The 26,030-nt window shown below is 37.2% G+C and carries 21 protein-coding genes; 19 read left to right on the forward strand and 2 right to left on the reverse strand.

The features are described 5' to 3' along the window. Positions 1–342: 342 nt before the first annotated feature. From GH741_RS18075 to GH741_RS18085, 3 genes are all read left to right on the forward strand, one after another. Positions 343–996, forward strand: coding sequence for a hypothetical protein (locus tag GH741_RS18075; protein ID WP_153738170.1), 654 nt, complete (start codon positions 343–345; stop codon positions 994–996). Between the two features lie 315 nt (positions 997–1,311). Next, complete coding sequence (locus tag GH741_RS18080) at positions 1,312–2,658, forward strand: DUF2252 domain-containing protein (RefSeq protein ID WP_153738171.1); 1,347 nt, start codon at positions 1,312–1,314, stop codon at positions 2,656–2,658. Positions 2,659–2,756: 98 nt separating this feature from the next. Further along, positions 2,757–3,266: a MogA/MoaB family molybdenum cofactor biosynthesis protein gene (locus GH741_RS18085; RefSeq protein WP_153738172.1), complete on the forward strand. Its 510-nt coding sequence runs from the start codon at positions 2,757–2,759 to the stop codon at positions 3,264–3,266. A gap of 135 nt (positions 3,267–3,401) precedes the next feature. Here the strand turns inward: GH741_RS18085 and moaC are convergent, their stop codons facing one another. After that, on the reverse strand, positions 3,402–3,893 hold the full coding sequence (moaC, locus tag GH741_RS18090; RefSeq protein ID WP_153738173.1) for a cyclic pyranopterin monophosphate synthase MoaC: 492 nt from the start codon (positions 3,891–3,893) through the stop codon (positions 3,402–3,404). Between the two features lie 139 nt (positions 3,894–4,032). Between moaC and modA the strand changes: the two genes are divergently transcribed. Both modA and modB read left to right on the forward strand, forming a co-directional pair. After that, positions 4,033–4,833 carry a molybdate ABC transporter substrate-binding protein gene (gene modA, locus GH741_RS18095; RefSeq protein WP_153738174.1) on the forward strand — a complete coding sequence of 267 codons (801 nt, stop codon included), beginning with the start codon at positions 4,033–4,035 and terminating at the stop codon, positions 4,831–4,833. Next, entirely contained in the window at positions 4,833–5,489 is a 657-nt protein-coding gene (gene modB, locus GH741_RS18100; RefSeq protein ID WP_153738175.1) for a molybdate ABC transporter permease subunit, read from the forward strand. The genes modA and modB overlap by 1 nt, the downstream gene beginning before the upstream one ends. Before the next feature lie 70 nt (positions 5,490–5,559). Here modB and GH741_RS18105 read toward each other — a convergent pair whose 3' ends face one another. Next, on the reverse strand, positions 5,560–5,844 hold the full coding sequence (locus GH741_RS18105) for a YgaP family membrane protein (protein ID WP_153738176.1): 285 nt from the start codon (positions 5,842–5,844) through the stop codon (positions 5,560–5,562). 84 nt (positions 5,845–5,928) lie between these two features. Here GH741_RS18105 and GH741_RS18110 point away from each other — a divergent pair, with 84 nt between their 5' ends. From GH741_RS18110 to gatB, 14 genes are all read left to right on the forward strand, one after another. Then, entirely contained in the window at positions 5,929–7,671 is a 1,743-nt protein-coding gene (locus GH741_RS18110) for an adenine deaminase C-terminal domain-containing protein (protein WP_153738177.1), read from the forward strand. Between the two features lie 66 nt (positions 7,672–7,737). Continuing rightward, a complete protein-coding gene (locus tag GH741_RS18115) occupies positions 7,738–8,802 on the forward strand; it encodes a DUF3048 domain-containing protein (RefSeq protein ID WP_153738178.1) in 1,065 nt (354 codons plus the stop codon). Positions 8,803–8,831: 29 nt separating this feature from the next. Next, positions 8,832–9,152, forward strand: a complete 321-nt coding sequence (locus GH741_RS18120; RefSeq protein ID WP_153738179.1) for a YerC/YecD family TrpR-related protein — start codon at positions 8,832–8,834, stop codon at positions 9,150–9,152. A 48-nt stretch (positions 9,153–9,200) separates the two neighbouring features. Then, positions 9,201–10,193, forward strand: coding sequence for a Gfo/Idh/MocA family protein (locus GH741_RS18125; RefSeq protein ID WP_153738180.1), 993 nt, complete (start codon positions 9,201–9,203; stop codon positions 10,191–10,193). A gap of 282 nt (positions 10,194–10,475) precedes the next feature. Continuing rightward, the gene (gene pcrB / locus GH741_RS18130; protein WP_338079554.1) at positions 10,476–11,165 is read left to right on the forward strand and encodes a heptaprenylglyceryl phosphate synthase; all 690 of its coding nucleotides are present in this window, start codon (positions 10,476–10,478) and stop codon (positions 11,163–11,165) included. A gap of 12 nt (positions 11,166–11,177) precedes the next feature. Beyond that, complete coding sequence (gene pcrA / locus GH741_RS18135) at positions 11,178–13,403, forward strand: DNA helicase PcrA (protein WP_153738181.1); 2,226 nt, start codon at positions 11,178–11,180, stop codon at positions 13,401–13,403. Positions 13,404–13,418: 15 nt separating this feature from the next. After that, positions 13,419–15,425, forward strand: a complete 2,007-nt coding sequence (gene ligA / locus GH741_RS18140) for an NAD-dependent DNA ligase LigA (protein ID WP_153738182.1) — start codon at positions 13,419–13,421, stop codon at positions 15,423–15,425. 9 nt (positions 15,426–15,434) lie between these two features. Beyond that, the gene (locus GH741_RS18145) at positions 15,435–16,607 is read left to right on the forward strand and encodes a CamS family sex pheromone protein (protein ID WP_153738276.1); all 1,173 of its coding nucleotides are present in this window, start codon (positions 15,435–15,437) and stop codon (positions 16,605–16,607) included. A 122-nt stretch (positions 16,608–16,729) separates the two neighbouring features. Then, positions 16,730–18,277, forward strand: coding sequence for an L-glutamate gamma-semialdehyde dehydrogenase (gene pruA / locus GH741_RS18150; RefSeq protein WP_153738183.1), 1,548 nt, complete (start codon positions 16,730–16,732; stop codon positions 18,275–18,277). A gap of 180 nt (positions 18,278–18,457) precedes the next feature. After that, positions 18,458–19,726 (forward strand): helix-turn-helix domain-containing protein, encoded by a 1,269-nt coding sequence (locus GH741_RS18155; protein ID WP_153738184.1) that lies wholly within the window; start codon positions 18,458–18,460, stop codon positions 19,724–19,726. A gap of 1,161 nt (positions 19,727–20,887) precedes the next feature. After that, the gene (putP, locus tag GH741_RS18160) at positions 20,888–22,408 is read left to right on the forward strand and encodes a sodium/proline symporter PutP (protein WP_153738185.1); all 1,521 of its coding nucleotides are present in this window, start codon (positions 20,888–20,890) and stop codon (positions 22,406–22,408) included. Positions 22,409–22,763: 355 nt separating this feature from the next. Beyond that, complete coding sequence (gene gatC, locus GH741_RS18165) at positions 22,764–23,054, forward strand: Asp-tRNA(Asn)/Glu-tRNA(Gln) amidotransferase subunit GatC (protein ID WP_153738186.1); 291 nt, start codon at positions 22,764–22,766, stop codon at positions 23,052–23,054. A gap of 12 nt (positions 23,055–23,066) precedes the next feature. Further along, on the forward strand, positions 23,067–24,536 hold the full coding sequence (gene gatA, locus GH741_RS18170; RefSeq protein ID WP_153738187.1) for an Asp-tRNA(Asn)/Glu-tRNA(Gln) amidotransferase subunit GatA: 1,470 nt from the start codon (positions 23,067–23,069) through the stop codon (positions 24,534–24,536). Further along, positions 24,536–25,966, forward strand: coding sequence for an Asp-tRNA(Asn)/Glu-tRNA(Gln) amidotransferase subunit GatB (gene gatB, locus GH741_RS18175; protein WP_153738188.1), 1,431 nt, complete (start codon positions 24,536–24,538; stop codon positions 25,964–25,966). The genes gatA and gatB overlap by 1 nt, the downstream gene beginning before the upstream one ends. The last annotated feature ends 64 nt before the right edge of the window (positions 25,967–26,030 follow it).

A 26,030-nucleotide genomic window follows, 5' to 3' on the forward strand; every position in this document is an offset into this window, starting at 1 on the left:
CCTATGGGAACAGCGCGTGTCCGAAGACCCCGGAAGAATCGCTTTTTGATTCTGAGGAGGCTGAGGCCGTGCCCATGGAAAGCGAAGTATTCTGCCGGAACGGCATGTAAGCATTCAACTTTAATTACTGTCAGAGATAAAAGATACTACGACGTAGTCTATGGATATTCTGTCACAACAATGGTCTTATAAAAAAACATCTTTTCATACGCCAGATAGGCTATAACTCTCAAAAACTCCTCAATAGATTTATGCCCATTATTGCCTTGGGTGGTAGCGGAAATGATAATAAATGAATAGGTTAATCATGTAGATTGAATTTAGAGGGAGGAACAGTTCATAATGCCAAAAAGAGGAAATAATGGTTCTAATCCATATGGAAATCAAATGAATTGGGATCAACAACCATATCCACCAAACTTTGAAGGCCCGTTACCAGGCCCAGGCGGAGGAGGCTGGAATCAGCAGCCATACCCGCCAAACTTTGAAGGCCCGTTACCAGGCCCAGGTGGAGGAGGTTGGAATCAGCAGCCATACCCGCCAAACTTTGAAGGCCCGTTACCAGGCCCAGGTGGAGGAGGTTGGAATCAGCAGCCATATCCGCCAAACTTTGAAGGCCCGTTACCAGGCCCAGGTGGAGGAGGCTGGAATCAGCAGCCATACCCGCCAAACTTTGAAGGCCCATTACCAGGCCCAGGTGGAGGAGACTGGAATCAGCAACCATACCCGCCAAACTTTGAAGGCCCATTACCAGGCCCAGGTGGAGGAGGCTGGAATCAGCAGCCATACCCACCAAACTTTGAAGGCCCGTTACCAGGCCCAGGCGGAGGAGGATGGAATCAGCAGCCATACCCGCCAAACTTTGAAGGCCCGTTACCAGGTCCCAACAACGCAAACTGGAACCAGACGCCATCTAACCAGCAAGGCTTAAACAATGGAGCTTGGAATCAAATGCCATCAAATTTTGGGTCGTTACCGGGTCTTTATAACGAGTAAGAGAATAAGAAATTACCAAAAAAATTAAGAGAACTGCTTTAAGGTTAACTATTCGTTTAGTTAACCTTTTGTTTTGAATAAAACAAATAAGAGGAGCGGATACCTCTGGAATGTCCTAATGCTTTATATAATTTTTAAAAATATAATTTTGCTGTCGGTCTATCTAAGTGATAGACTATTAAGAAAACTGGAGATTGTTAGACTTATATTTTCATGAACAGAACGCGAGATAGTGATTTTTTAATCCTTTGATCCATAGATATGTGGGTAATTTAAGTGATGATGCTAGTTTGATAAAATAGGGGGTAATACTAAATGATTCAAAATGTAAAAGAACAAATTAAAACTACTAAAAGTTACTTAAGAAAACAAACACTAAATACAATTCTAGAACAATTTGATGGTAATTTAATGGGCCTTAGTCAGACAGAACGTCGCATTAAATATGACAAGATGAAGGTAGACGCTTATAGCTTTTTCCGAGGAAGTGCTTATTTATTTTATTATGATGTGACGAATATTCCATTTTCCTATCATACACCTGAAGATAAACCGACATGGGTGATGGGTGACCTTCATTTTGATAATTACAGCGGCTTTCAAAACGAAGATGAACAGATTGTATTTGATGTTGATGATTTTGATGAAGGTTATCTCGGTTCCTATTTATTTGATGTCTTACGCATGGTAGTCAGTATTCGCTTGTTCACGGAACAGCAAGGTTTTTCCGAAGCAGACCAAGACAAATTTGTGGAAGTGTATTTAAAATCCTATTGCAAGAAACTAAAGAAGTTTGCAGAAGGGGAAGCTGACCCGGTTACAACACAATTTACAACTGAAAATACAAAGGGCCGTATCAAGAAGATGTTAACAAAACTAGAAGACCGTAAAGCAACTCATGAACTTCATAAACAAACAACTATCGATGAAAATGGCAACAGAATATTTACTCGAGAGAGCATAAAGTTGGAATCCATATCGAATAATGAGTACAAGGGAATCATGAAGAACTGGAACCAATATCTCGAAAGCTTAACTGAAGAATCCTTTCTAAATGAAGAACACTATCAAATTAAGGACATTGTTAAGAAAAAAGGTTCGGGCATTGGTTCGACTGGATTAAAACGGTTTTATATATTGATAGAAGGACAACAGGATAATGTACATCATGATGACATCATTTTAGAGGTAAAGGAAGCACGTGCGCCTATTCCAACGTACTTCTTTCCCTATAATGAAGCATTTTGGAATGCAAATAAACATCAAGGAAAGCGCGTAATAACAACTCAACAAGCAATGCATCACAAAGCGGACCCGTATTTGGGTTACTTTACCATCAATAATCGGGAATTCTATGTCCGTGAACGCTCTCCTTATGAGAAGGATTTAAAACCCAAGCATCTTCAGGAGTGGAAGGAAGTAAAACGAACATTAAAGACGATGGGTAAAATAACGGCAAAAATTCACTCGCGAGCTGACACGGATATTGAGCATGGAATTCTTAATTATCATAGTGAACAGGAAATCCTAAAGGCAATCGACGGAGACAATAGTGGATTTGTAAAAGAAATGGTTATGTGGTCAAAGTTTTATAAAAACCGTGTGGAAGAGGATTACGGATTATTTAATGAATGGTTAACGGAGAGCTTCTACAAGAAATAGTTTTTTATAACTTTCTCACAGTCCATTTTTTTGCTCAACAAATTGGAGTGTGAGAAAGAATTTATTAGATCTTGAAATTTTAATAGAGGGGTTAAAATATGTTAGAAAAACACCGAAAAGTATCAGCTAAATCTGTTAACTGTACTATTATCACTGTTAGTGACACTAGAACAGAGGAGAATGATAAAAGTGGGCAGTTGATTAAAAAACTGTTAACTGAACAAGGACATGTCATATCAGATTATACAATTGTACATGATGAACAAGATGAGATTAATCGAGCGCTCGAAAAGGCAACTGAAGATTCGGGAGTAGCTGCGGTTATATTAAACGGAGGAACAGGTATAGCAAAAAGAGACGTGACGATCGAGGTAGTTCAATCATCATTAGACAAGGAAATTCCCGGGTTTGGAGAACTCTTTCGAATGTTAAGCTATCAAAAGGATATCGGGTCAGCTGCACTTCTATCACGTGCAATTGCAGGGGTGATAAACAATACGGCTGTCTTTTCAATCCCGGGATCTTCTGGTGCTGTTCGTTTAGCAATGAATGACCTAATCCTACCTGAATTAGGTCATATTGTAATGGAAGTAGAGAAAGATAACTGAAAAGTTGGCATTCGAGTCAATTTCATAATCACCTTACACAGCAATTTGCAACTCCCTATAATTTGAGTACGATTTGGCCCAATTATGTGTGATGACAATTTAGAAAATTAGTATTATGAAATTGACTAATTATGATTAATTGTTGTCTCGTTTGTAATCGCCACTTTTTCCGCCAGTTTTTTCTTGTAAGTATGTTTGTCCAATAACCATGCCTTTGTCAACTGCCTTACACATATCGTATATGGTTAGAGCAGTAACAGAAGCCGCGGTAAGTGCTTCCATTTCAACACCTGTATTCCCCTTAGTTTTGACCTCTACCGTTATTAATAACTCCTGATTTTCATGCTCATGTAACTGCCAATCAAAAGTTATGTCAACTCCGCTAAGTGGAAGCGGGTGGCACATGGGAATGATTGTAGAGGTTTGTTTGGCTGCCATAATACCAGCAACTTGGGCAACAGCTAATACGTCTCCTTTACCAACTTTATGATTAGTGATTTGTTGGTATATTTTTTTATTAACGAAGATGCTTGAATGGGCGATTGCTTTTCGGAATGTTGCTGATTTCTCTGTAATGTCGACCATCTTTGCTCGACCTTGTTCGTTCATATGTGTAAATTCTGACAAATTCATCACCTCAATATTACTTTTGTTAATCGTATCCTACATTATAACAAAAAAGTAGGTAAAGTATTTACTCCTAGTAGACCTATACTTATGCTATTGATAGAATTGGTATGTAAGTATTGTGAAAGGTCGGTCATCGATGAAAAAAAGTAGACATTACCATCTGTTCTTAATTGGTATAATTATTTTATTATCCGCATGTTCAATGAATTCAACTCCAAATGAGAATCAAGAAGAAAATATAGATTTAACTATTTCGGCAGCCTCTAGTATGGTAGAGGTCCTAGAAGAGCTTCGTACAAATTTTGAACAAGAAAACAACACAATTAATGTTTCATTTAACTTCGGCTCATCCGGATCCTTGCAACAACAAATAGCTCATGGTGCACCGGTGGACATATTTATCTCAGCTGCAGAGGATAAGTTTCACCCTTTGCTTGACCAAGGAATGATAGTAGATAACTACTATACAACTATTGTAGAAAATGAACTTGTCTTAATTGAACCAACCCATCAGGATAATAAAATGATGTCTTTTGATGATTTGCTGGGAGAAGAAGTTCAGACTATCGCCATTGGGACGCCAGAAACCGTTCCGGCAGGTTACTATGCAAAGGAATTACTAGAAAATTTAGAGCTATATGATCTACTTCAGGAAAAGTTGATTCCTACAAAAGATGTACGTCAGGTATTAAATTATGTAGAGACAGGTAATACTCGGGCAGGAATTGTTTATCGAACAGATGCATTAAGCTCTAATTTAGTTCGAATCGTTGAGACTGCGAGCAAAGAGAGTCACTCTCCTATTAATTATCCGATTGGGGTCCTAAAACAATCTCAACAAAAAGAAGCAGCTATTTTATTTTTTAATTACATAACGAGCGAGAAGTCTTTAAAAATTTTTGAAGAGTATGGGTTTGTGCCTGTGAGGGATTCTTGATGCTAACAAGTCAATTTTGGGAACCAATTCAATTATCACTACTAGTTGCTACTTGTGCAGCAATTATTGTTGCCTTTAGTGGTACGGTTATTGGTTGGTTTATGTCCAGAAAAAAATTTAAAGGGAAAACGGCAATAGAAACAATAATGCTATTACCTATTGTGTTACCACCAACAGTCATTGGCTTTTTGCTAGTCATTTTATTTGGTAGAAATGGGCCAGTTGGTGAACTAATTCATTCACTTTTCAATCAATCTATTTTATTTACAGTTTGGGCCGCGATCATCGCTGCGATTGTTGTTTCATTTCCTTTAATGTACCAATCAGCTAAAACAGGGTTTCAATCAATCGGAAAAGATATTCATGAAGCGGCCCGAATTGATGGTGCAAATGAACGGGAAATCTTAAGATATATATCAGTTCCACTATGCTATAAGTCACTCGTAGCGGGTGTAACATTAAGCTTCGCTAGAGCATTGGGTGAATTTGGTGCAACAATCATGTTTGCTGGAAATATCCCTGGAAGGACTCAAACAATCCCGACAGCTATCTATGTAGCTTTTGAGTCGAATCAAATGTCATTGGCATGGGCTTGGGTTCTTTCAATCATTGTAATATCCTACATTATGCTTTTTCTGTTACGCAGGTCTAATTAAATGTGACATTTTAGTGACAATAACCCTAATACAAATGGCGTGTGGGATATAACCCCCACACGCCATTGTTTTAGGATGGATTAATAGCTTCTTCTAAATCCTCTTCTTTTGGTACATCCTCACTGTCCTCACTATCTTCAGTATCACTATTGTTCATATAGTTAGTAATAACAGCGGTTACAGGGCAGTACCGGACGATTCCCTCAGCGATTTTCATTGCAGCTAAAACCACTAAAACCATCGATCCTTGATGATAAGGACGACGCATCATTTTAACGCTAGCATAGGTCAAAAGAGTAAAACCACATGTAATTCTTACTAGTGCATTCAATATACCGATATTTTGTCGAATCATTTCTTTCCATCCTTTCATAACTTAGTGCGTTGTATTTAACGGTGTGTTACTATAAAAAAAACAAGAGAATTTGGGGAGATTTCCATGAATGAGCATCTTTATCGTTGGAGAAATAAAGAGTTAAGAGAGCATGTATCTGTTGTTGATGGAACACTTGCACCAACCTTGGTTCTTAAAAATGCAATTTACTTAAATGTTTTTTTAAAACAATGGATTAAGGCACATATATGGATATACAAAGATAGAATTGTATATGTGGGAGACAATTTCCCGACGAATACATTAAATACGGAAATAGTTAACTGTGAGAAAAAATACATTGTACCAGGCTATATTGAACCACATGCACATCCTTTTCAACTATATAATCCCCTACAACTGGCAGAATATGCATCAAAAACTGGTACCACAACTCTGGTGAATGATAATTTGTTGTGGATGAATCTAATCACTCAAAAGAAAGCGTTTACACTATTGGATGATTTCATGACATTACCGATTTCTATGTACTGGTGGACTCGCTTTGATTCACAAACCTTGCTTCAAAATGAACATGAAATATTTCATGATTCAAATATTTTAGCCTGGCTTAACCATAAAGCTGTGATACAAGGAGGAGAGTTAACTTCTTGGCCACAAGTCTTAGCGGATGATGACCACATTCTTTATTGGATGCAAGAAGCTATCCGACTAGGGAAACCAATCGAAGGTCACTTTCCTGGAGCTTCTGAGAGTACATTAACTAAAATGAAATTACTTGGAGCCAGCGCTGATCACGAGTCAATGACAGGGGAAGAAGTGTTTAAACGTATTAGTCTTGGCTATCAGGTTGGTTTAAGGTATTCTTCCATCCGTCCAGATTTACCAAGAATTTTATCTGAACTCAAACAATTGGGGATGAATAACTTCGATGCGTTGACAATGACGACAGATGGCTCTACACCTGCTTTTTACGAAAAGGGATTGATGAATCAGTGTATTGAAATAGCAATACAACAAGGCGTTCCAATCATAGATGCTTACATGATGGCTAGTTTTAACGCAGCTAAACATTTTAATATGCATGAACGTTTAGGAAGTATTGCTCCGGGTAGAGTAGCCCATCTTAATATATTGGAATCGAAGGAAAATCCAACCCCAACGTCAGTAATAGCTAAGGGTCAATGGATGAAAAAGGATGGGCAATTCAGCAATGATAAAGTAAAGATTGACTGGAGAAGCTATGGAATCCAACCGTTAGAGCTAGACTGGGATTTAGAGGAATCAGATCTGCAATTTTCACTGCCAATTGGCTTGCGGATGGTAAATGATGTCATTATTAAACCATATGCAGTCTCGATAGACGGAAATGTAGAAGAAATAGATCGAAATCATGATGAATCATTTTTAATGCTTATTGATCGAAAAGGTAAATGGCGTGTAAATACACTAATTAAGGGGTTCACTACCAACCTCGGTGGACTAGTAAGTTCATATTCGACAACTGGTGATATCGTGCTTATTGGAAAAAGTAAACATGATTTAACAATAGCTTTTAACAGAATGAAAGAACTGGGTGGTGGAATTGTTCTTGCCGATAAAGGGGAGATTATTTTTGAACTTCCTTTAACACTGTCAGGTTTAATGTATGAAGGTAGTATGGAAAAGTTAATTGAGAAGGATAAGCAATTAAATAACACACTGAAACAATATGGATATATGTATAATGATCCCCCTTATAACTTGTTGTTTTTATCATCGATTCATTTACCCTTTATTCGTATTACCCCTCAAGGGATTGTTGATGTTAAAAAGAAAGAGATATTATTTCCTGCTATCATGAGGTAAGTTTGTTATAATCAAAAAAAGAGAAATTTCACTATAATGTATGATAGAAGGGGTGTACGGGGATAAATGAGAAACTATTATTGGAAATCTTTGATCTTAATTTTTTTAATTATGACTGTAATAGTAGCATGTTCAAAAGAGGAACAAGTGGCAGAACCTAATCCGAATAATGAAGTAGAGGACCCAGAACCAATCGAAGAACCGGAGGAACCGGAACCAGAAGAACCTGCTTTTAAAAACATGTATCCGTTTAGTGGAGAACCGACAAATGATGAGGTAAACGATCGTGCTGTAGCAGTGATGGTTAATAATCATCCACAAGCTAGACCACAGACTGGACTTAACAAAGCGGATATTGTCTTTGAAATATTAGCGGAAGGAAATATTACTAGATTGATGGCGATATTTCAAAGTGAGAAACCGGATGTTGTTGGACCAGTAAGAAGTGCGCGTCCTTATTACTTTAATATAGCCGATGATTATGGTGCTATCTATGTTCACCACGGTGCAGCTGGATTTATTTTAGATATGCTGAAGGCAGGAGCTGCTGATCATTTAGAAGGTATGTTTTATGATAATGACCGTCATCTTTTTAAACGTGAGGATTTCCGAGTTGCTCCTCATAACTCATATTTAATATTTGATGCTGTCTATGAAGTTGCACAGGGTAAAGGGTATGAAGTGGAAGAGGATCACAAAGCCATACCATTTTTAAATGAAGAAGAGATAATGGCAATTTCAGGAGAAGTTGCTAATGAAATTAGTTTTAATTATGAGGCGACTCCAGTAAGATACACCTATGATACTGAAAGCGAAAAGTACTTTCGGTTCAATGGAGAAGAACAAACTACAGATCTTGAAACAGGGGAACCGATTCAACTTGATAATGTTTTCTTTGTAGAAACTTATCACGAAGTAGTTGATAGTGCGGGAAGACGAGAAATAGACTTTAGTTCCGGCGGAAATGCTTATCTATTTCAAAAGGGTAAAGTTCAATCATTAGAGTGGCAAAACATAGATGGACAAATTATACCAGTTCAAAATGGCGAGCCGGTAGGTTTTGTACCGGGTAAAACATGGATTAATGTGATACCTACAAGTACAGGTTTAGAAGGTGCCTCCATTCAGTAATATGTCCAGTATAAAGAGAGGTGATCGGAATGCAAATTGATAAGTTGCGCGGGGAACAATTAGATCAATTGTTTGATGCAATTCTAACGCTACAGGATAGAGAGGAATGTTACCGTTACTTCGACGACATTGCAACAATGAGTGAAATTCAGTCGTTTGCCCAACGATTACAAGTAGCAAAAATGCTTAGAGAAGGTCGTACTTATCAAGCTATCGTTCAAGAGTCTAGCGCTTCTACTACAACGATTTCACGTGTGAAACGATGTCTAAACTATGGGAATGACGGCTATCAAATGGTGTTAGATCGCATCGATAATAGTGGTCTAAAAGATAAAGAAAAAGGAAAGTAACTAATTCTAAATCGTGATTACTCCCAAATCTTTAAAAGAGGTGTATCGATGGTTCGCTTTGGCATAATAGGAACAAACTGGATAACGGAAAAATTTATCAATGCAGCCTCTGAGGTTGATGATTTTTCATTGACAGCTATTTATTCAAGAACACAAGAAAGAGCAACTGAATTCGCAGACAAATTTAACGTAGATAGAACATATACGAGTTTAGCTGAATTTGTTCAAAGTGATGATGTAGATGCTGTTTATATTGCTAGTCCTACTTCCTTCCATGCGGAACATGCTATTGCATGTATGAAGGGTGGAAAACACGTTATCGTTGAAAAAGCGTTAGCTTCAAATTCTGAAGAAGTTAAGCTAATGATTGAAACTGCGAAACAGAACAATGTATTATTAATGGAAGCTTTGAAGACTACACACGTGCCTAATTATAAAGCAATTAAAGATAATCTACATAAGATTGGTACAGTACGACGCTATTTTGCAAGCTACTGTCAATACTCTTCACGTTATGATTCATATAAAGAAGGAACTGTTTTAAATGCATTTAAGCCAGAGTTTTCCAATGGTTCATTAATGGATATAGGTATTTATTGTATTTATCCTATGATTAATTTATTTGGTAAACCAACCAAGTTAAGCGCAAATGGTTTGATGTTAAAATCCGGTGTTGATGGGCAGGGTAGTGTCATATTTGATTATGAAAATTTAAATGGAGTTGTTATGTTTTCAAAAATTTCAAATTCCTATGTTCAATCGGAGATTCAGGGAGAAAAAGGTTCTATTCTATTAGATAGTATTAGTGAACCAACCCACGTGGAAATTAAGTACAAAGACGGCTCTACGGAAGACTTAACTCAAAATCAGAAAAGCAATACCATGTATTATGAAGCAAAGGCCTTTATTGAATTAATTATGAACAATCAAACAGAGTCGTTGATTAATACTTTTGAAAACTCCCTAAATATAGCAATTGTTTTAGAACAAGCGCGTAAGCAAATGGGAGTCGTATTCCCTGCAGATCAATCTAAAGTCTAACTAGTTTGGCTAGTCCTTATGTAATGAGGACTAGTTTTTTTCTGTAATTAGAAGTAGCACTTTGATAACGATTTTAAGAATCTTCCTTAATCCATTCAACTATGGTATTACTTTTTGATATAATGAATCAATGGATAACTAGTGCTAACTATATCATTAGTTACAGAAAAATTAATTAGTATCATGATCATCGTTTATAGAAGGAAATAGAGTTACTATTGCTATTCAATTTATACTAAACTTCGACGTTTTAGTCGGTTTACAATATACGGGAGGTTTATTGTGTATAACATGAAGGAATGGAAGCATGTTTTTAAGTTAGACCCCAATAAAGAAATTTCAGAAGGACAATTAGAGCAGGTCTGTGAATCTGGCACCGACGCTGTCATTGTTGGAGGTACAGACAATGTTACACTTGAGGATGTTTTACAGTTATTAAGTCGTATTCGTAGATTTACTGTTCCTTGTGTCCTCGAGATCTCCAATTTAGATGCAATAACCCCTGGGTTTGATTTCTACTTTATTCCAATGGTGTTCAATAGCAAGGACAAAAAGTGGATGTTAGATGTACAACACCAAGCGATCAAAGAGTTTGGAAATATAATTAACTGGAATGAACTTTTCGTTGAAGGTTATTGTATTATGAATCAACAAGCAAAAGCATTTCAGCATACAGATTGTTATCTGCCTGAAAAAGAGGATGTCATTGCATATGCGCAAATGGCTGAGAATATGTTGCATACACCAATCTTTTACTTAGAGTATAGTGGCGTTTATGGTGATCCTACTCTTGCAGAACAAGTGAAAAGAAATCTTTCGAATACATTATTATTCTACGGTGGTGGAATTAGATCAGCTAAACAAGCGCAAGAGATGGGAAAACATGCAGATGTAATTGTCGTTGGAGATGTACTATACGATGATTTTAAAAATGGATTAACGACTGTTGAAGCAGTAAAAGGAAAAAAGTAAAGGTGGTTCATTATGAGTCGAACAATGGATGATTTATTAAAAGGATTAAATAATAGACAAATAGAAGCAGTGAAACATACAGAGGGACCGCTCTTAATAATGGCAGGGGCAGGTAGTGGAAAGACTAGGGTACTAACACATCGAATCGCGTACTTATTGGGAGAAAAAGAAATTTCCCCTCGTAGTATTTTAGCTATCACTTTTACAAATAAAGCGGCAAGAGAAATGAGAGAGAGAGTATATAGACTAGTTGGTTCTGAAGGCTCAAGTATATGGGTTTCTACCTTTCACTCGATGTGTGTAAGGATACTAAGGCGAGATATTGACCGAATTGGGTACAACAGTAACTTCTCGATTTTGGATGGTGGGGATCAATTATCAGTTATTAAAAATATCCTTAAAGACTTGAATATCGACCCTAAGAAATTTGAGCCAAGAGCAATGCTTGGTGCAATTAGTTCTGCTAAAAACGAACTTATTACACCTGAGGAATATAGTAAACAGGCAGGGGACTTTTACGATCAGCAAATAGCGAAGGTCTATGAGAGTTATCAGAAAAGATTAAGAAAAAATCAGTCACTAGATTTTGATGACCTGATCATGCAAACAATTAATCTATTCGACCGTGTTCCAGAGGTACTAGAGTATTATCAACGTCGTTTTCAATACATTCATGTTGATGAGTATCAAGATACGAACCATGCCCAGTACTATCTTGTGAAGCAAATGGCCAATCGTTACCAAAACCTTTGCGTCGTTGGTGATTCAGATCAATCGATCTATCGTTGGAGAGGTGCGGATATTAAAAACATCCTTTCTTTTGAAAAAGACTATCCTAATGCTTCTGTTGTCATGCTCGAGCAAAATTATCGTTCGACTAAATCGATTCTTCAAGCAGCTAATACAGTTATTGAGAAAAACTCAGGACGTAAGCCGAAGAATTTATGGACGAATAATGATGAAGGTGCAAAGATTAATTATTTCCAAGCGGGAACCGAACAAGAGGAAGGTCTATTTGTTGCGAATAAACTAGATGAGTTAGTATCATCCAAGACTTTTAGCTATAAGGACATCGCAATATTATATCGAACAAATGCTCAATCCCGTTCGATAGAAGAAACATTTGTTAAGGCTAATATTCCTTATCAGATTATAGGTGGAACAAAATTCTACGATCGAAAAGAAATAAAGGACATGCTCGCTTACTTAAGATTGATTGCGAATCCTGATGATGATTTAAGTTTTGCGAGGGTTGCTAATGAACCAAAAAGGGGCGTTGGTAAAACGTCGTTAGAAAAATTACAAGCCTATGCTGCCGATCACGATATTTCCCTATACACTGCCGTACAAGAGGTTGATTTTGCAGGTGTTAGTGGTAAAGCGGCAAAATCATTAGCTGAGTTCGGTGCATTAATAAAAAACTGGATTGATCAGCAGGACTTTTTGTCAGCAACTGATATGGTTGAGGAAGTTTTAAAACGGACAGGCTATGAAGAAATGTTAATCAATGAAAGAAGTATTGAATCACAAAGCCGCTTGGAAAACTTAGAGGAATTTAAGACTGTAACAAAACACTTTGAGGAAAACAGTGAAGAGACGAGTTTAGTTTCTTTTCTAACTGACTTAGCACTTATTGCTGATATAGATCAAGTCGATGATGACCCAATGGCTGACGATAAAGTAACGTTGATGACATTGCATTCGGCTAAAGGATTAGAATTCCCTGTTGTTTTTTTAATAGGTATGGAAGAAAATGTCTTTCCTCATAGCAGGTCGATGATGGATGATGAAGAAATGGAAGAAGAAAGAAGATTAGCTTACGTTGGCATTACTAGGGCAGAGAAGCATTTACATCTTACTCATGCAAAAATGAGAACATTGTACGGTAGAACGAATATGAATTCCGTTAGTCGATTTATAAATGAGATACCAGGTGAGTTGTTAGAAGGTATGGAGGAAGAGAAGCAGACGACGTTCGGATCTGCAATTTCTCAACAAAAACCCAATCCTTTTGCAGCACCTCCAAAGCGGATGACGAAAAAAGTAAAAGCTACAACAGGTGGAGAATCTATTGGATGGCAACCGGGTGATAAAGCTAACCATAAAAAATGGGGTCAAGGGACTGTTGTTAGGGTTAATGGTGAAGGTGAAGCGATGGAATTAGATATTGCATTTCCAGCCCCAACTGGTATAAAACGACTATTAGCCAAATTTGCCCCAATTACTAAAGAAGAATAATAGAGGTGTCCGGGTATGGATCAAGAACAAGCCAAAAACCAGATTGAACAATTACGAACGGAAATTAATAAGTACAATTATCAATATCATGTAGAAGATAATCCAACGGTTTCTGATTATGAATATGATCAAAAGATGAACGAGCTTATTCGGATTGAAACAGAGTTTCCCGAGTTAATAACGTCTGACTCTCCATCACAGCGAATAGGTGGCCAGCCGTTAGATGGATTTGAAAAGGTACAACATACAGTTCCAATGCTAAGCTTAGGAAATGCCTTTAATCAAGAAGATTTAATAAGCTTTGACCGACGTGTTCGTGAAGGATTAGGTGTGGAACAGGTTTCTTATGTTTGTGAGTTAAAGATTGATGGATTAGCCGTTTCATTACGTTACGAAAATGGAGTGTTCGTCCAAGGAGCAACACGTGGGGACGGTTCTACTGGAGAAGATATTACAAACAATTTGAGAACCATTCGTAGCATCCCTTTGCGTATTGATCAGGGAGATACGATTGAAGTCCGTGGAGAAGCATTTATGCCACAAAAATCATTTCTTGGATTAAACAAGCAAAAAGAGGATAACGGTGAAGAAGCCTTTGCCAATCCACGTAACGCTGCTGCAGGTTCTTTGCGTCAATTGGATCCTAAAATTGCCGCGAAAAGAAATTTAGACATTTTTCTTTATGCAGTGGGGCAATGGGAAGCGGGGACATTAACTTCTCATAGTGAGCGATTAAAGTACTTGAAAGAACTTGGATTTAAAACAAATCCAGAGTGGAGAGTCTTTGATCGGATGGAGACTGTGATTGACTATGTAAACAGTTGGGTAGAAAAACGTCCTAACTTAAGCTATGATATCGACGGAATTGTTATAAAGGTAGATCGCTTAGACTATCAAGATACATTAGGATTTACAGCAAAAAGCCCGCGTTGGGCTATTGCCTACAAATTTCCAGCTGAAGAAGCTACTACTAAACTATATGATATCGAACTTAGTGTAGGTAGAACCGGAGTAGTCACGCCAACTGCACTACTCGAGCCGGTAAAGGTAGCGGGAACCACCGTACAGCGGGCTTCTTTGCATAATGAAGACCTCATACGTGAGAAAGACATACGTATTAACGACACAGTAGTAATAAAAAAGGCAGGAGATATTATTCCAGAGGTTGTTCGGGTGCTTACTGATCAACGCACAGGTCTAGAACAAGCTTTCCATATGCCCAAGGAATGCCCTGCTTGCGGAAGTGAACTAGTTCGACTTGAAGAAGAAGTAGCCCTCAGGTGCATCAATCCTAGTTGTCCTGCACAGCTAAAAGAAGGGTTAATTCACTTTGTATCGCGGAATGCAATGAACATAGACGGACTAGGTGAGAAGGTAATTGAACAGTTGTTTGACGAAAAGCTCATTCATACCATTGCTGATTTGTATAAGTTAGAAAGAGAAGAACTGCTAAAATTGGAACGAATGGGTGAAAAATCTGCGGATAATTTACTTCATGCAATAGATGTATCCAAAGACAATTCATTGGAACGGTTATTGTTTGGTTTAGGAATACGTTATGTTGGTTCAAAAGGGGCTAAGACGCTAGCCGAGAATTTTGAAACCATGGATCGTCTAGTTGAAGCAACATTTGAGGATTACATTTCCGTCTACGAAATTGGTGAGAAAATGGCTGATTCTATTGTACGGTACTTTGACGAAGAACAAGTAAAGGAACTAATTGGAGAATTAAGCTCTTTGGGTTTAAACATGGAGTATAAAGGTCCAAGGAAATCTGAGCAGCCGGAGGATTCTGTTTTTATGAATAAAACGGTTGTGCTTACAGGTAAATTGGAAGTATTATCAAGACAAGAGGCAATTGAAAAAATTGAAGCTTACGGTGGAAAAGTGACTGGAAGTGTTAGCAAAAAAACAGATATACTTGTTGCTGGAATTGATGCTGGTTCAAAACTAGATAAGGCAAAATCACTTGGTATTAGCATATGGGATGAGCAACAGTTGACAGAAGCCTTAGGGGAATAAGGAGTGAATATGGTGAGATTAAAAGTTTTTTTGATGATAATGATACTCCTAATATTAGCTAGTTGTGCACCATCTTTTAATAAGCAAGATGAGGTAATTGAAGAAAATCAGGATGAGTCACGGCAAGAAACAGCGATTATTCCTAGCTACAATATATCAGATGAAAATTATAGAGTTTTACTACCTTATAAAATAAGTAAGGCGAGAGGCGTTATTGTTAACCAAGTTGCAAATCGCCTGGACATTGATGAATTTGAGGAAGGTTTAATGCGCCATTCCAAAGATGCGTTTGAACCGGATAACTATTTTTTTCAAGAGGGACAGTACATTACACAAGATATGGTATATGGTTGGCTAGAAAGGTATGAAGAGGGAGAAGATGAACTTGGTCTTAACCCAGAGCTGAACATTGAATTGGACGAAAACGATCCTGATTATACAGAAGAATTAATAGATCAAGAAGAGGAAAATCCTAAGTATTTATCTCACATACTAGAACAGAATTATTTAACTAAAACAGACGAAAACGTAGTACAGCTTGGCGGAATCTCCATCGGGATTGCATTAAAATCAACTTATCGATTCCAAACTGAAATCGGTGGCCCATATTACTATGAGGATATTTCAGAGGATGAAATGTTAGAAGAAGCGAATGGAATTGCCCAAGAAGTATTGGAACGAATCCGACAAATAGCTGAATTAGAAACGGTACCAGTGATGATTGCCCTTTATCGTGAGGAATCCTATGACTCAATTGTTCCAGGAAGTTTCATCTCAAAAACAGTGGTATCAGAAGGTTCTTCAATTAATGAATGGGAGTCTATTGACGAAGAGTATGTCCTGTTTCCAACGACAACTGCCAAAGAAAATTATCCTGATACTTCAGCAAATTTAGCCGATTTTGAACAGGATGTAGCCGACTATTTTCCTAATTATACTAGTGTGATTGGTAAAGGATTTTATGCAGATGAACAGCTTCAAAAACTTACGATAGAAATACCAGTTTCATTTAATGGAAAAGCTGAAATAGTAGGCTTCACACAGTATGTATATGGGTTAGTCATGGATGGTTTTCAATCACATTATGCATTAGAAATTAATATTACATCAAATGATCGCCAAGAGGGTTTAATTTCCCGGAAAATAGGGGAAGACGAACCTACAGTTCATATTTATCACTAACTCTGAACTAGATTATTTGAAGTGTTAAAGACTATAGGTTAGAATTATTAGTGGCTAAGCCTTAGTAGTCTATTAAGTTAGTACAAAGGCAAATTGTCCGAAATAAAAAAGGAGGTCATTTCATGGTAACACCTTACAAGCACGAACCCTTCACAGATTATACAGTTGATGAAAATCGTAAAGCGTTAGAAGCGGAATTGAAGAAAGCTGAAAAGAACTTAGGTAAAGACTATCCACTTATTATTGGTGGAGAACGTATTACTACGGATGAAAAAATTATTTCATACAACCCTGCCAAAAAGGATCAGGTTGTTGGTTATGTTTCTAAAGCAAATAAAGAATTAGCTGAAAAAGCAATGCAAGTTGCTGATGAGACATTCCAATGGTGGCGCAAAACTAAACCAGAAATGCGCGCAGACATTTTATTCCGTGCTGCAGCAATCGTTCGCCGTCGTAAACACGAATTTACTGCTCACTTAGTGTTAGAAGGTGGTAAACCGTGGAAAGAAGCTGATGCAGATACAGCAGAAGCAATTGATTTCATGGAATATTATGGTCGCCAAATGCTTAAGCTAAAAGATGGCGTTGAAATTAATAGCCGTGAAATTGAAAATAATCGCTATAATTATATACCGTTGGGAGTAACAGTTGTTATTTCTCCGTGGAACTTCTTGTTTGCGATTATGGCAGGTACTACATTAGCACCTCTAGTAACTGGTAACACTGTATTATTAAAACCAGCTAGTACCACTCCGGTAATTAGCTATAAGTTAATGGAAGTATTAGAAGAGGCTGGTATGCCAGCTGGTGTCGTAAACTTCATCCCAGGTAGTGGTGCTGAAGTAGGAGATTACCTAGTAGATCACCCTCGTACACGTCTAATCAGCTTCACTGGTTCAAGAGAAGTTGGTACACGTATCTTTGAACGTGCGGGTATTGTACACGAAGGACAAAAGTGGCTAAAACGTACCATCATAGAAATGGGTGGTAAGGACACAATTGTTGTAGATAAAGGTTCTGATCTTGAACTTGCTGCAGAGTCAATCACTTACTCAGCATTTGGTTTCTCAGGTCAAAAATGTTCTGCATGTTCACGTGTAATTGCTCATGAAGATGTATATGATGATTTATTAGCTCGTGTAGTTGAATTAACAAAAGAAATAAATGTCTCAGACCCTACAAACCATGATACGTACATGGGTCCAGTTATTGATGAAAAAGCCTATAATAAAATTCTGGATTATGCAGAGACAGGCAAAAAAGAAGGTAAACTAATGGTTGGCGGAACAGGCGACAATTCTAAGGGTTGGTTCGTTAATCCAACAGTATTTGCTGATCTTGAGCATGATTCAACAATTATGCAAGAAGAAATATTTGGACCAGTAGTCGGCTTTTCAAAAGCAAAAGATTTTGATCAAGCGATTGAATTTGCTAATAATACTGACTATGGCTTGACTGGTGCGGTATTCACAAATAACCGTGCTAACTTAGAAAAAGCTCGTGAAGATTTCCATGTTGGAAACCTATACTTTAACCGAGGATGTACGGCGGCTATCGTTGGTTACCATCCATTTGGTGGTTTCAATATGTCAGGAACTGACTCTAAAGCCGGTGGCCCTGATTACTTGGTTCACCATATGCAAGGTAAAACTACATCTGAAATGCTTTAATAGCTCCGCCCCCTCATTCTATGTGAAAGAGGGGGCGTTTTTATTATAAGTAAGAACGAAATAATGCGTTTTCCTAAAGTTCTTTTTTAAAGGACAAATGTGTTATTATATAAACAATACATAAGTTAAAGTAGCTACAAATACTTGAAAATAAATGCACTTTTTGAGGTGGACAGGCAAATGGATGTAGGTCCTTTTATTAAACTACAAAGAATAAAACAGAATATGAAACAAGAGGATTTAGCGAAAGGGATTGTATCGGAGTCTTACTTGTCAAAAATAGAAAACCAAAAGACAAATGCCAGTTCCAAAGTTATTCAAATGTTATTCAGACGTTTAGGCGTAGGTAACAGTGATAATGAGGATGTATACATTAAAGAAAAATGTAATGAATGGTTCAAAATGCTGTTTGGTACAACGGATAAAGAAGAGCTAAGAAGAAGGTATGACGAGCTCGAGGGCTTAATTAGCCTGTGCTATACAGATATACAAACACAGTTTGAAATATTTAAAGTTCGTTACTATTTATTGATTGATGATCAATCAAAATCTTTGGAGCAACTACTTATGTTAAAGGAATTAAGAGATTCATTTAATGAAGTAGAATTATTCTTTTGGTATAAATTTGTTGGGAATTACCATTCTTATACGGAAGAATTTAATCTGGCGATGCGCTTTTATAAATTAGCAGAAGAGAAATTGGAGCTACTAGATTTAGATGAATCAGAATCAGCGGATCTAAATTATACTATTGCTGTAACATATAGTAAGCTTAGGGACACATTGAAGGTAATAGATTACATAACTAAGGCTTTGAAATTCTATAGAAAAAATTATCATTTAACAAGGTGTGGTCAAGGCCACATATTACTAGGAATCTCTTACAGGAGAATCCGAATGTTTGATAAAGCAATAGAGAACTATAATCTGGCTGATGAGATATCTAAAATAAACAATAATCAAGAGTTAAAACGGTTGGTAAACATTAACTTGGGTTATCTATATGCATCTAAACGAGAATCGAAGAAAGCAGTCAGTTACTTTGAGTTAGTGTTAGAGGATAAGGAAGCGACTAATAAGGATTTATTAATTGCTATAACTAGTCTTGCTGAGGAATATTATTATACAAATGAACTAGATAAAAAGAGAACGGTGATCGACCAGGGCTTGAAGCTATTAACAAAATTGGAAGCAAGTGGTGATAAATACCGCTATTTTCATATGAAACTGCATGCTCATTTCTATTTACTAACGGAAAAGTTTGATAAATTTGAAAGTCTCGTTATTGAGGAGCTCATCCCTTATTTACAGAAACAAAATGATATCGGTAGTATAGTGACTTATGGTACCTTAATGGGATGGTATTTTGAACAAGCAAAGAAATATAAATTTGCTACCCATTACTACAAATTATCTAATAATGCATACGGACAATTGATTCAAATATAGATAATTAAGGCCATCATTTGGCGTATTTGATTTAATATTTAAAGCTGTTTTCAATATAGTGACGTAAAATCCATAGACTCCGACGTAACTATCTGACTTCCTTACGGTTTTTAAAGTGTGTGCGCTACCTCGCCGCTGCGGAAAAACACTCGCTTTCCGTGGGGAACGCTTCAGCCTCCTCGCTCGTAAAGAACACTCACTGTGGGGTCTTCAGACTGTTCCTTTCCCACAGGAGTCTCGTATTTTTCCTCCGCTTCGAGTAGCTCACTGTTCAAGGGCGGATAAAGTCCTTGAGACAATAAATTCATGTGTTTTTTCTTAAATAAAAAAACACTACTAATAGCGTAGGCGGAATCCATAGACATCTTGAAAATACAAACAGTTTTTCTTTGTGTGGTGTTGATTTAGGTAGATAATTCTAGTCCTGCAGTTACTCATTGCATGAAAACGATTGCCTACACCATAATCAACCATTATAAGTATTTAGCTCTGGTTGGTTTAATGTAGTTATAAGACACAACACTATACTAACGGAGGAAATACACGGAGACTCCTGCGGGAGGAAAGGCCTAGATGAGACCCCGCCAGTGCGTAGCACGAGGAGACTCAGCAGCCACCCGCGGAAAACGTATGTATTTCCGTAGCGGTGAGAGAGTGATAAGTTACGTCGCAATTTCCATCAATAGAAACAATCTATGTGCAAAGTGCTTAAAAAAAGACTGAAATTTTAACATGTTCAGTCTTTTTTATTATATACTGTTTGTAAGCGCTTTAAAAATACAATCTAAAATTGTTGTTTTAGTGAAAAATGTTAGATTTAATTTTATAAGTTTTTATGAATACTTATAATCTATTACAAGGAAAAAGCATAAATATACATCATATATTGCATAATTATGCAATTGTGATATTGTGCACAAGTATTTGAATGTTCTAACTATTCAAGTTGTGTTATAGTATTTATGTTATGTGAGATTTTTTTCCTATTACTCTCTAGTAATTGGATGAAAATATATGCATACAAAATGAATAAAAGGGGGTTATCACATGGAAGACTTTGCACTCACCGGTGCTACCTGGTTTTGGTTGTTTGTGCCAATGCCAATCTTAATTATTTTATCAGCTATTTCATTATTCACTGAAGGGAGAGGAAAGTAAACCATGGAAACAGCTACATTAATAACGTTTATAGTATATTTATTAGGTATGCTCGCCATCGGGGTTATATCTTATCGTTTAACGAATAACTTATCAGATTATGTTCTTGGTGGAAGAAGATTAGGACCAGGTGTTGCGGCATTAAGTGCTGGCGCATCAGATATGAGTAGTTGGTTACTACTAGGTTTACCAGGTGCCATTTATGCTTCTGGCTTAGGAGGAGCTTGGATCGCAGTTGGACTTTCAATTGGTGCTTACTTAAACTGGCAATTCGTTGCTAAGCGTTTAAGAGTTTATACTGAAGTATCTAATAACTCAATTACTATCCCGGATTTCTTAGAAAATCGTTTCCGTGATACATCTCACTTATTAAGAGTTATTTCTGCAATTGTAATTTTGGTATTCTTCACTTTTTATACTTCATCAGGTATGGTTGGTGGCGCGAAATTATTTGAAGCGTCATTTGGCCTAACATATAGTCAAGCACTATGGATTGGTGCAATAGTTATCGTATCTTATACATTCCTTGGCGGGTTCTTAGCAGTAAGTTGGACAGACTTTATCCAAGGTATTTTAATGTTCTTAGCACTTATAGTTGTTCCAATTCGAGCTATTATGATCGTTGGTGGCTGGGATGCAACCATTGATGCAGTTGGTAACATTTCACCAGGACACTTGAACATGGTTGCAGGTGTTGGTGCAATAGGTATACTATCATCATTAGCATGGGGGCTAGGTTATTTTGGTCAGCCTCATATCCTTACTCGTTTTATGGCTTTACGTTCAGCTAAAGATGTACCAAAAGCACGTTTTATTGGTATGACTTGGATGATCTTAGGACTTTATGGAGCAGTATTTGTAGGTCTTGCTGGTCTTGCTTTCATTAGTACACAAGACGTAGGCATGTTAGCTCAATTTGGTGTTGAAGTTTCCACAAATGATGCTGGCGTACAGATGCTTGCTGATCCAGAGAAAATTTTCATTGCCTTTTCACAGATCTTGTTTGATCCAATTATCGCAGGTATTTTATTAGCAGCTATTTTGTCTGCCATCATGAGTACAATTGACTCTCAGTTGTTAGTATCATCTTCTGCAGTAGCAGAGGATTTCTATAAAGCTATCTTAAGAAAGAATGCTTCAGAGCGTGAATTAGTATGGGTAGGTCGTGGAGCAGTTGCTGTTATCGCATTAATTGCAACACTTCTAGCCACAAATCCTGATAGCTCTGTTTTAGAACTAGTTAGTTACGCATGGGCTGGTTTCGGTGGTGCCTTTGGTCCAATAGTGATCCTATCACTATTCTGGAAAGGAATTACTAGAAATGGTGCATTAGCAGGTATCATTGTTGGTGCCCTAACTGTTATCATATGGGGAGATTTCCTTTCAGGAGGAATCTTTGATCTTTATGAAATCGTTCCTGCTTTCCTACTTAACTTAATTGTTGCAGTAGTAGTAAGTAACATGGGTGGAAAACCAGCACCTGAAATTGAAGCAGAGTTCGACGAAGCTGTTAGTAAGTTATAAGTAATAGTAATAATAAAAAGAGTTCTTCTCAATATGGGAAGAACTCTTTTTTGCTTTGACGTAATTTTTTCTTATGGAATTATAAGGACTAGGCTAGACTTTATCATAGTAAATAAAAAATAGGCAAATGGGTTTAAGTAGAACTAGTTCGATTAGTAATTAAAACATGATAGAATAGTAAAGAATGAAAATTAGTACAAGTTGCCAATTCCCCTTAATTTTTGCTATTATCATAAGTATTGTTAGTAAAAATGTAAAGTAGTTGTTAAGACTTTGGAATTATAGGTGTCACCAGTTCAACATGCTATTTCAATGGCTGATACATAGTAAGTGATAAAATTTGGAGGTGAATATAATGGCTGAGATTTCTAAAGAACAAGTAAAGCACGTAGCACATCTTGCCCGTTTAGCTATTACGGATGATGAAGTAGAAAAAATGACAAAACAGCTTGGAGATATTATTAAATATGCAGAGCTTTTGAATGACTTAGATACGGATAATGTAAAGCCGACTACACACGTACTAGATCTAAAAAATGTGATGCGAAAAGATGAACCAAGAAAATGGATTGAAAAAGAGGATGCATTAAACAATGCACCAGATAAAAAGAATGGACAGTTCCGTGTTCCGTCCATATTAGAATAGGAGGGTTAAAGCATGTCGCTTTTTGATTATACATTGAAAGAACTGCAAGATAAGCTACATAAGAAAGAAATAACTGTTAGTGATTTGGTATCTGAATCGTATAACCGAATTAAAGAAGTAGATGGACAAGTGAAAGCTTTTTTAACATTAAATGAAGAAGCTGCGAAATCGAAGGCAAAGGAATTAGATGAGGGACAGAGTACTAGTAACTCATTTTTATATGGAATTCCACTTGGGGTGAAGGATAATATTGTCACAAAAGGCCTAAGAACAACGTGTGGTAGCCAGTTTTTGTCTAATTTTGAGGATCCACTATATAATGCAACTGTCGTGCAAAAGCTTCAATCCGAAAATACTGTAACAATTGGTAAGTTGAATATGGATGAGTTCGCGATGGGATCATCGAATGAAAATTCAAGTTACTTTACGACAAGAAACCCTTGGAATACAGATTATGTACCTGGCGGATCGAGTGGTGGTTCTGCGGCAGCTGTTGCAGCAAAAGAAGTGTTCTTTTCCCTGGGATCTGACACTGGTGGTTCTATCCGTCAACCAGCTGCATTTTGTGGTGTTGTTGGATTAAAACCGACTTATGGACTTGTTTCAAGATTTGGTTTAGTTGCTTTTGCTTCATCATTAGATCAAATTGGCCCTGTAACACGAACTGTAGAAGATAATGCTCATTTATTACAGGCTATTGTTGGGCATGATGAAATGGATACCACTTCTGCAAACGTTGAAATACCAAATTATAGTGATGCACTTAGTCAGGATGTAAAAGGATTGAAAATTGCTGTACCATCTGAGTATCTGCAAGAGGGAGTTGCTCCAGAGGTTAGAGAAGCTGTCTTAAATGCCTTAGAAGTTTATAAAGACCTTGGTGCTACATGGGAAGAGGTTTCTTTACCTCACTCTAAGTACGCTGTTGCTGCTTATTATTTACTTTCGTCCTCTGAAGCTTCGGCTAACTTAGCGCGCTTTGATGGAGTTCGCTACGGAGTCCGTTCTGAAAAAGCTGAAAACATGTTAGACATGTACAAATTGTCTCGTAGTGAAGGATTTGGAGATGAAGTAAAGCGAAGAATTATGTTGGGAACCTTTGCGCTTAGCTCAGGCTATTACGATGCATACTATAAGAAAGCACAAAAAGTACGTACATTAATAAAGAATGATTTTGATAAAGTATTCGAGGATTACGATGTTATTGTTGGTCCAACTACACCAACACCTGCTTTTAAAGTAGGAGAAAAAATCGATGATCCATTAACAATGTACGCAAACGATATCTTAACTATTCCGGTAAACTTAGCTGGTGTACCGGGAATGTCAATTCCATGTGGATTTTCTAGTGAAGGGTTACCGATTGGCCTTCAATTAATTGGAAAACACTTTGATGAAAGTACATTATATCGAGCTGCCTATGCATTTGAACAAGCGACTGATCACCATAAAAAGCAACCAGTATTAGGAGGTGACAGGTAATGAACTTTGAAACAATTATCGGGCTTGAGGTTCACGTAGAATTAAAAACAGATTCAAAAATATTTAGTCCAAGCTTCAACCACTTTGGAGCTGAGCCGAATTCAAATGTTAACCCAATTGATTTGGGTTATCCAGGCGTATTGCCTGTCTTAAATGAAGAAGCTGTAAATTTTGCAATGAAAGCAGCTATGGCATTGAATTGTGAAATTGCTACGGATACAAAATTTGATCGTAAAAACTATTTTTATCCAGATAATCCAAAAGCATATCAGATTTCTCAATTTGACCAGCCTATAGGGGAACATGGTTGGATTGAAATTGAAGTTCAAGGTAGAAAGAAAAGAATAGGTATTACCAGACTCCATTTAGAAGAAGATGCTGGTAAATTAACACATAGCAATGATGGCTATTCGTTGGTTGACTATAATCGACAGGGTACACCATTAATTGAAATAGTATCAGAACCGGATTTGCGTTCACCCGAAGAAGCATATGCATATTTAGAAAAACTTAAAAATATTATTCAATATACCGGTGTATCTGATTGTAAAATGGAAGAAGGATCCTTGAGATGTGATGCAAACATTTCTCTTCGCCCAATTGGACAAGAGGAATTTGGTGTAAAAGCAGAACTGAAAAACTTAAACTCCTTTTCATTTGTTCAAAAGGGACTAGAATTTGAAGAAATCCGACAACAAAAAGTACTACTGTCCGGTGGAGAGATTCTTCAGGAGACTAGGCGTTATGATGAACAAACAAAAGAAACTTTATTAATGAGGGTAAAAGAGGGCTCGGATGATTACCGCTATTTCCCTGAACCTGATTTAGTACCTCTGCATATTGACGATGCTTGGAAAGAGCGGATTCGCTTAGAGATTCCTGATTTACCGGATGTCCGTAAACAACGTTACATCACTGAGTTAGATTTACCAGCCTATGATGCGATGGTCCTTACAAGTACAAAGGAAATGTCTGATTTCTTTGAATCGACAATTGCACAGGGCGCAGATGTAAAGCAGGCGTCAAATTGGTTGATGGGTGAGGTTTCAGCTTATATGAATAAGGAGCAAAAAGAGTTGGAGGATCTTGCACTAACACCGGATGGTTTAGCAAAAATGATTAAACTAATCGAAGACGGGACAATTTCTTCTAAAATTGCTAAAAAGGTGTTCTCAGAACTTGTTGAAAAAGGTGGAGACCCTGGTAAAATTGTTAAAGAAAAAGGACTTGTTCAGATCTCAGATGAAGGTCAATTGACAGAGATTATTATAGCTATTCTAAATGAAAATGAACAGTCCATTATTGACTATAAAAATGGGAAAGATCGTGCACTAGGTTTCCTTGTTGGTCAAGTTATGAAGCAGACTAAAGGACAAGCGAATCCTCCTATGGTCAATAAGATAATAGTAGAAGAAATGGATAAAAGATAAGTTTAGATATAGGGGGCTGTCTGAATAGGACGGCCTACATATCTGAATAATGGTACAGTAATTA

The sequence above is a fragment of the Aquibacillus halophilus genome, assembly GCF_009649745.1.
GTDB lineage: Bacteria > Bacillota > Bacilli > Bacillales > Amphibacillaceae > Aquibacillus > Aquibacillus halophilus.

Bases quoted from the DNA above. Each gene is read 5' to 3' on its own strand.
- GH741_RS18075 (WP_153738170.1), top strand. From the start codon at position 343: ATGCCAAAAAGAGGAAATAATGGTTCTAATCCATATGGAAATCAAATG.
- GH741_RS18080 (WP_153738171.1), top strand. From the start codon at position 1,312: ATGATTCAAAATGTAAAAGAACAAATTAAAACTACTAAAAGTTACTTA.
- GH741_RS18085 (WP_153738172.1), top strand. From the start codon at position 2,757: ATGTTAGAAAAACACCGAAAAGTATCAGCTAAATCTGTTAACTGTACT.
- modA (WP_153738174.1), top strand. From the start codon at position 4,033: ATGAAAAAAAGTAGACATTACCATCTGTTCTTAATTGGTATAATTATT.
- modB (WP_153738175.1), top strand. From the start codon at position 4,833: ATGCTAACAAGTCAATTTTGGGAACCAATTCAATTATCACTACTAGTT.
- GH741_RS18105 (WP_153738176.1), bottom strand. From the start codon at position 5,844: ATGATTCGACAAAATATCGGTATATTGAATGCACTAGTAAGAATTACA.
- GH741_RS18110 (WP_153738177.1), top strand. From the start codon at position 5,929: ATGAATGAGCATCTTTATCGTTGGAGAAATAAAGAGTTAAGAGAGCAT.
- GH741_RS18115 (WP_153738178.1), top strand. From the start codon at position 7,738: ATGAGAAACTATTATTGGAAATCTTTGATCTTAATTTTTTTAATTATG.
- GH741_RS18120 (WP_153738179.1), top strand. From the start codon at position 8,832: ATGCAAATTGATAAGTTGCGCGGGGAACAATTAGATCAATTGTTTGAT.
- GH741_RS18125 (WP_153738180.1), top strand. From the start codon at position 9,201: ATGGTTCGCTTTGGCATAATAGGAACAAACTGGATAACGGAAAAATTT.
- pcrA (WP_153738181.1), top strand. From the start codon at position 11,178: ATGAGTCGAACAATGGATGATTTATTAAAAGGATTAAATAATAGACAA.
- ligA (WP_153738182.1), top strand. From the start codon at position 13,419: ATGGATCAAGAACAAGCCAAAAACCAGATTGAACAATTACGAACGGAA.
- GH741_RS18145 (WP_153738276.1), top strand. From the start codon at position 15,435: ATGGTGAGATTAAAAGTTTTTTTGATGATAATGATACTCCTAATATTA.
- pruA (WP_153738183.1), top strand. From the start codon at position 16,730: ATGGTAACACCTTACAAGCACGAACCCTTCACAGATTATACAGTTGAT.
- GH741_RS18155 (WP_153738184.1), top strand. From the start codon at position 18,458: ATGGATGTAGGTCCTTTTATTAAACTACAAAGAATAAAACAGAATATG.
- putP (WP_153738185.1), top strand. From the start codon at position 20,888: ATGGAAACAGCTACATTAATAACGTTTATAGTATATTTATTAGGTATG.
- gatC (WP_153738186.1), top strand. From the start codon at position 22,764: ATGGCTGAGATTTCTAAAGAACAAGTAAAGCACGTAGCACATCTTGCC.
- gatA (WP_153738187.1), top strand. From the start codon at position 23,067: ATGTCGCTTTTTGATTATACATTGAAAGAACTGCAAGATAAGCTACAT.
- gatB (WP_153738188.1), top strand. From the start codon at position 24,536: ATGAACTTTGAAACAATTATCGGGCTTGAGGTTCACGTAGAATTAAAA.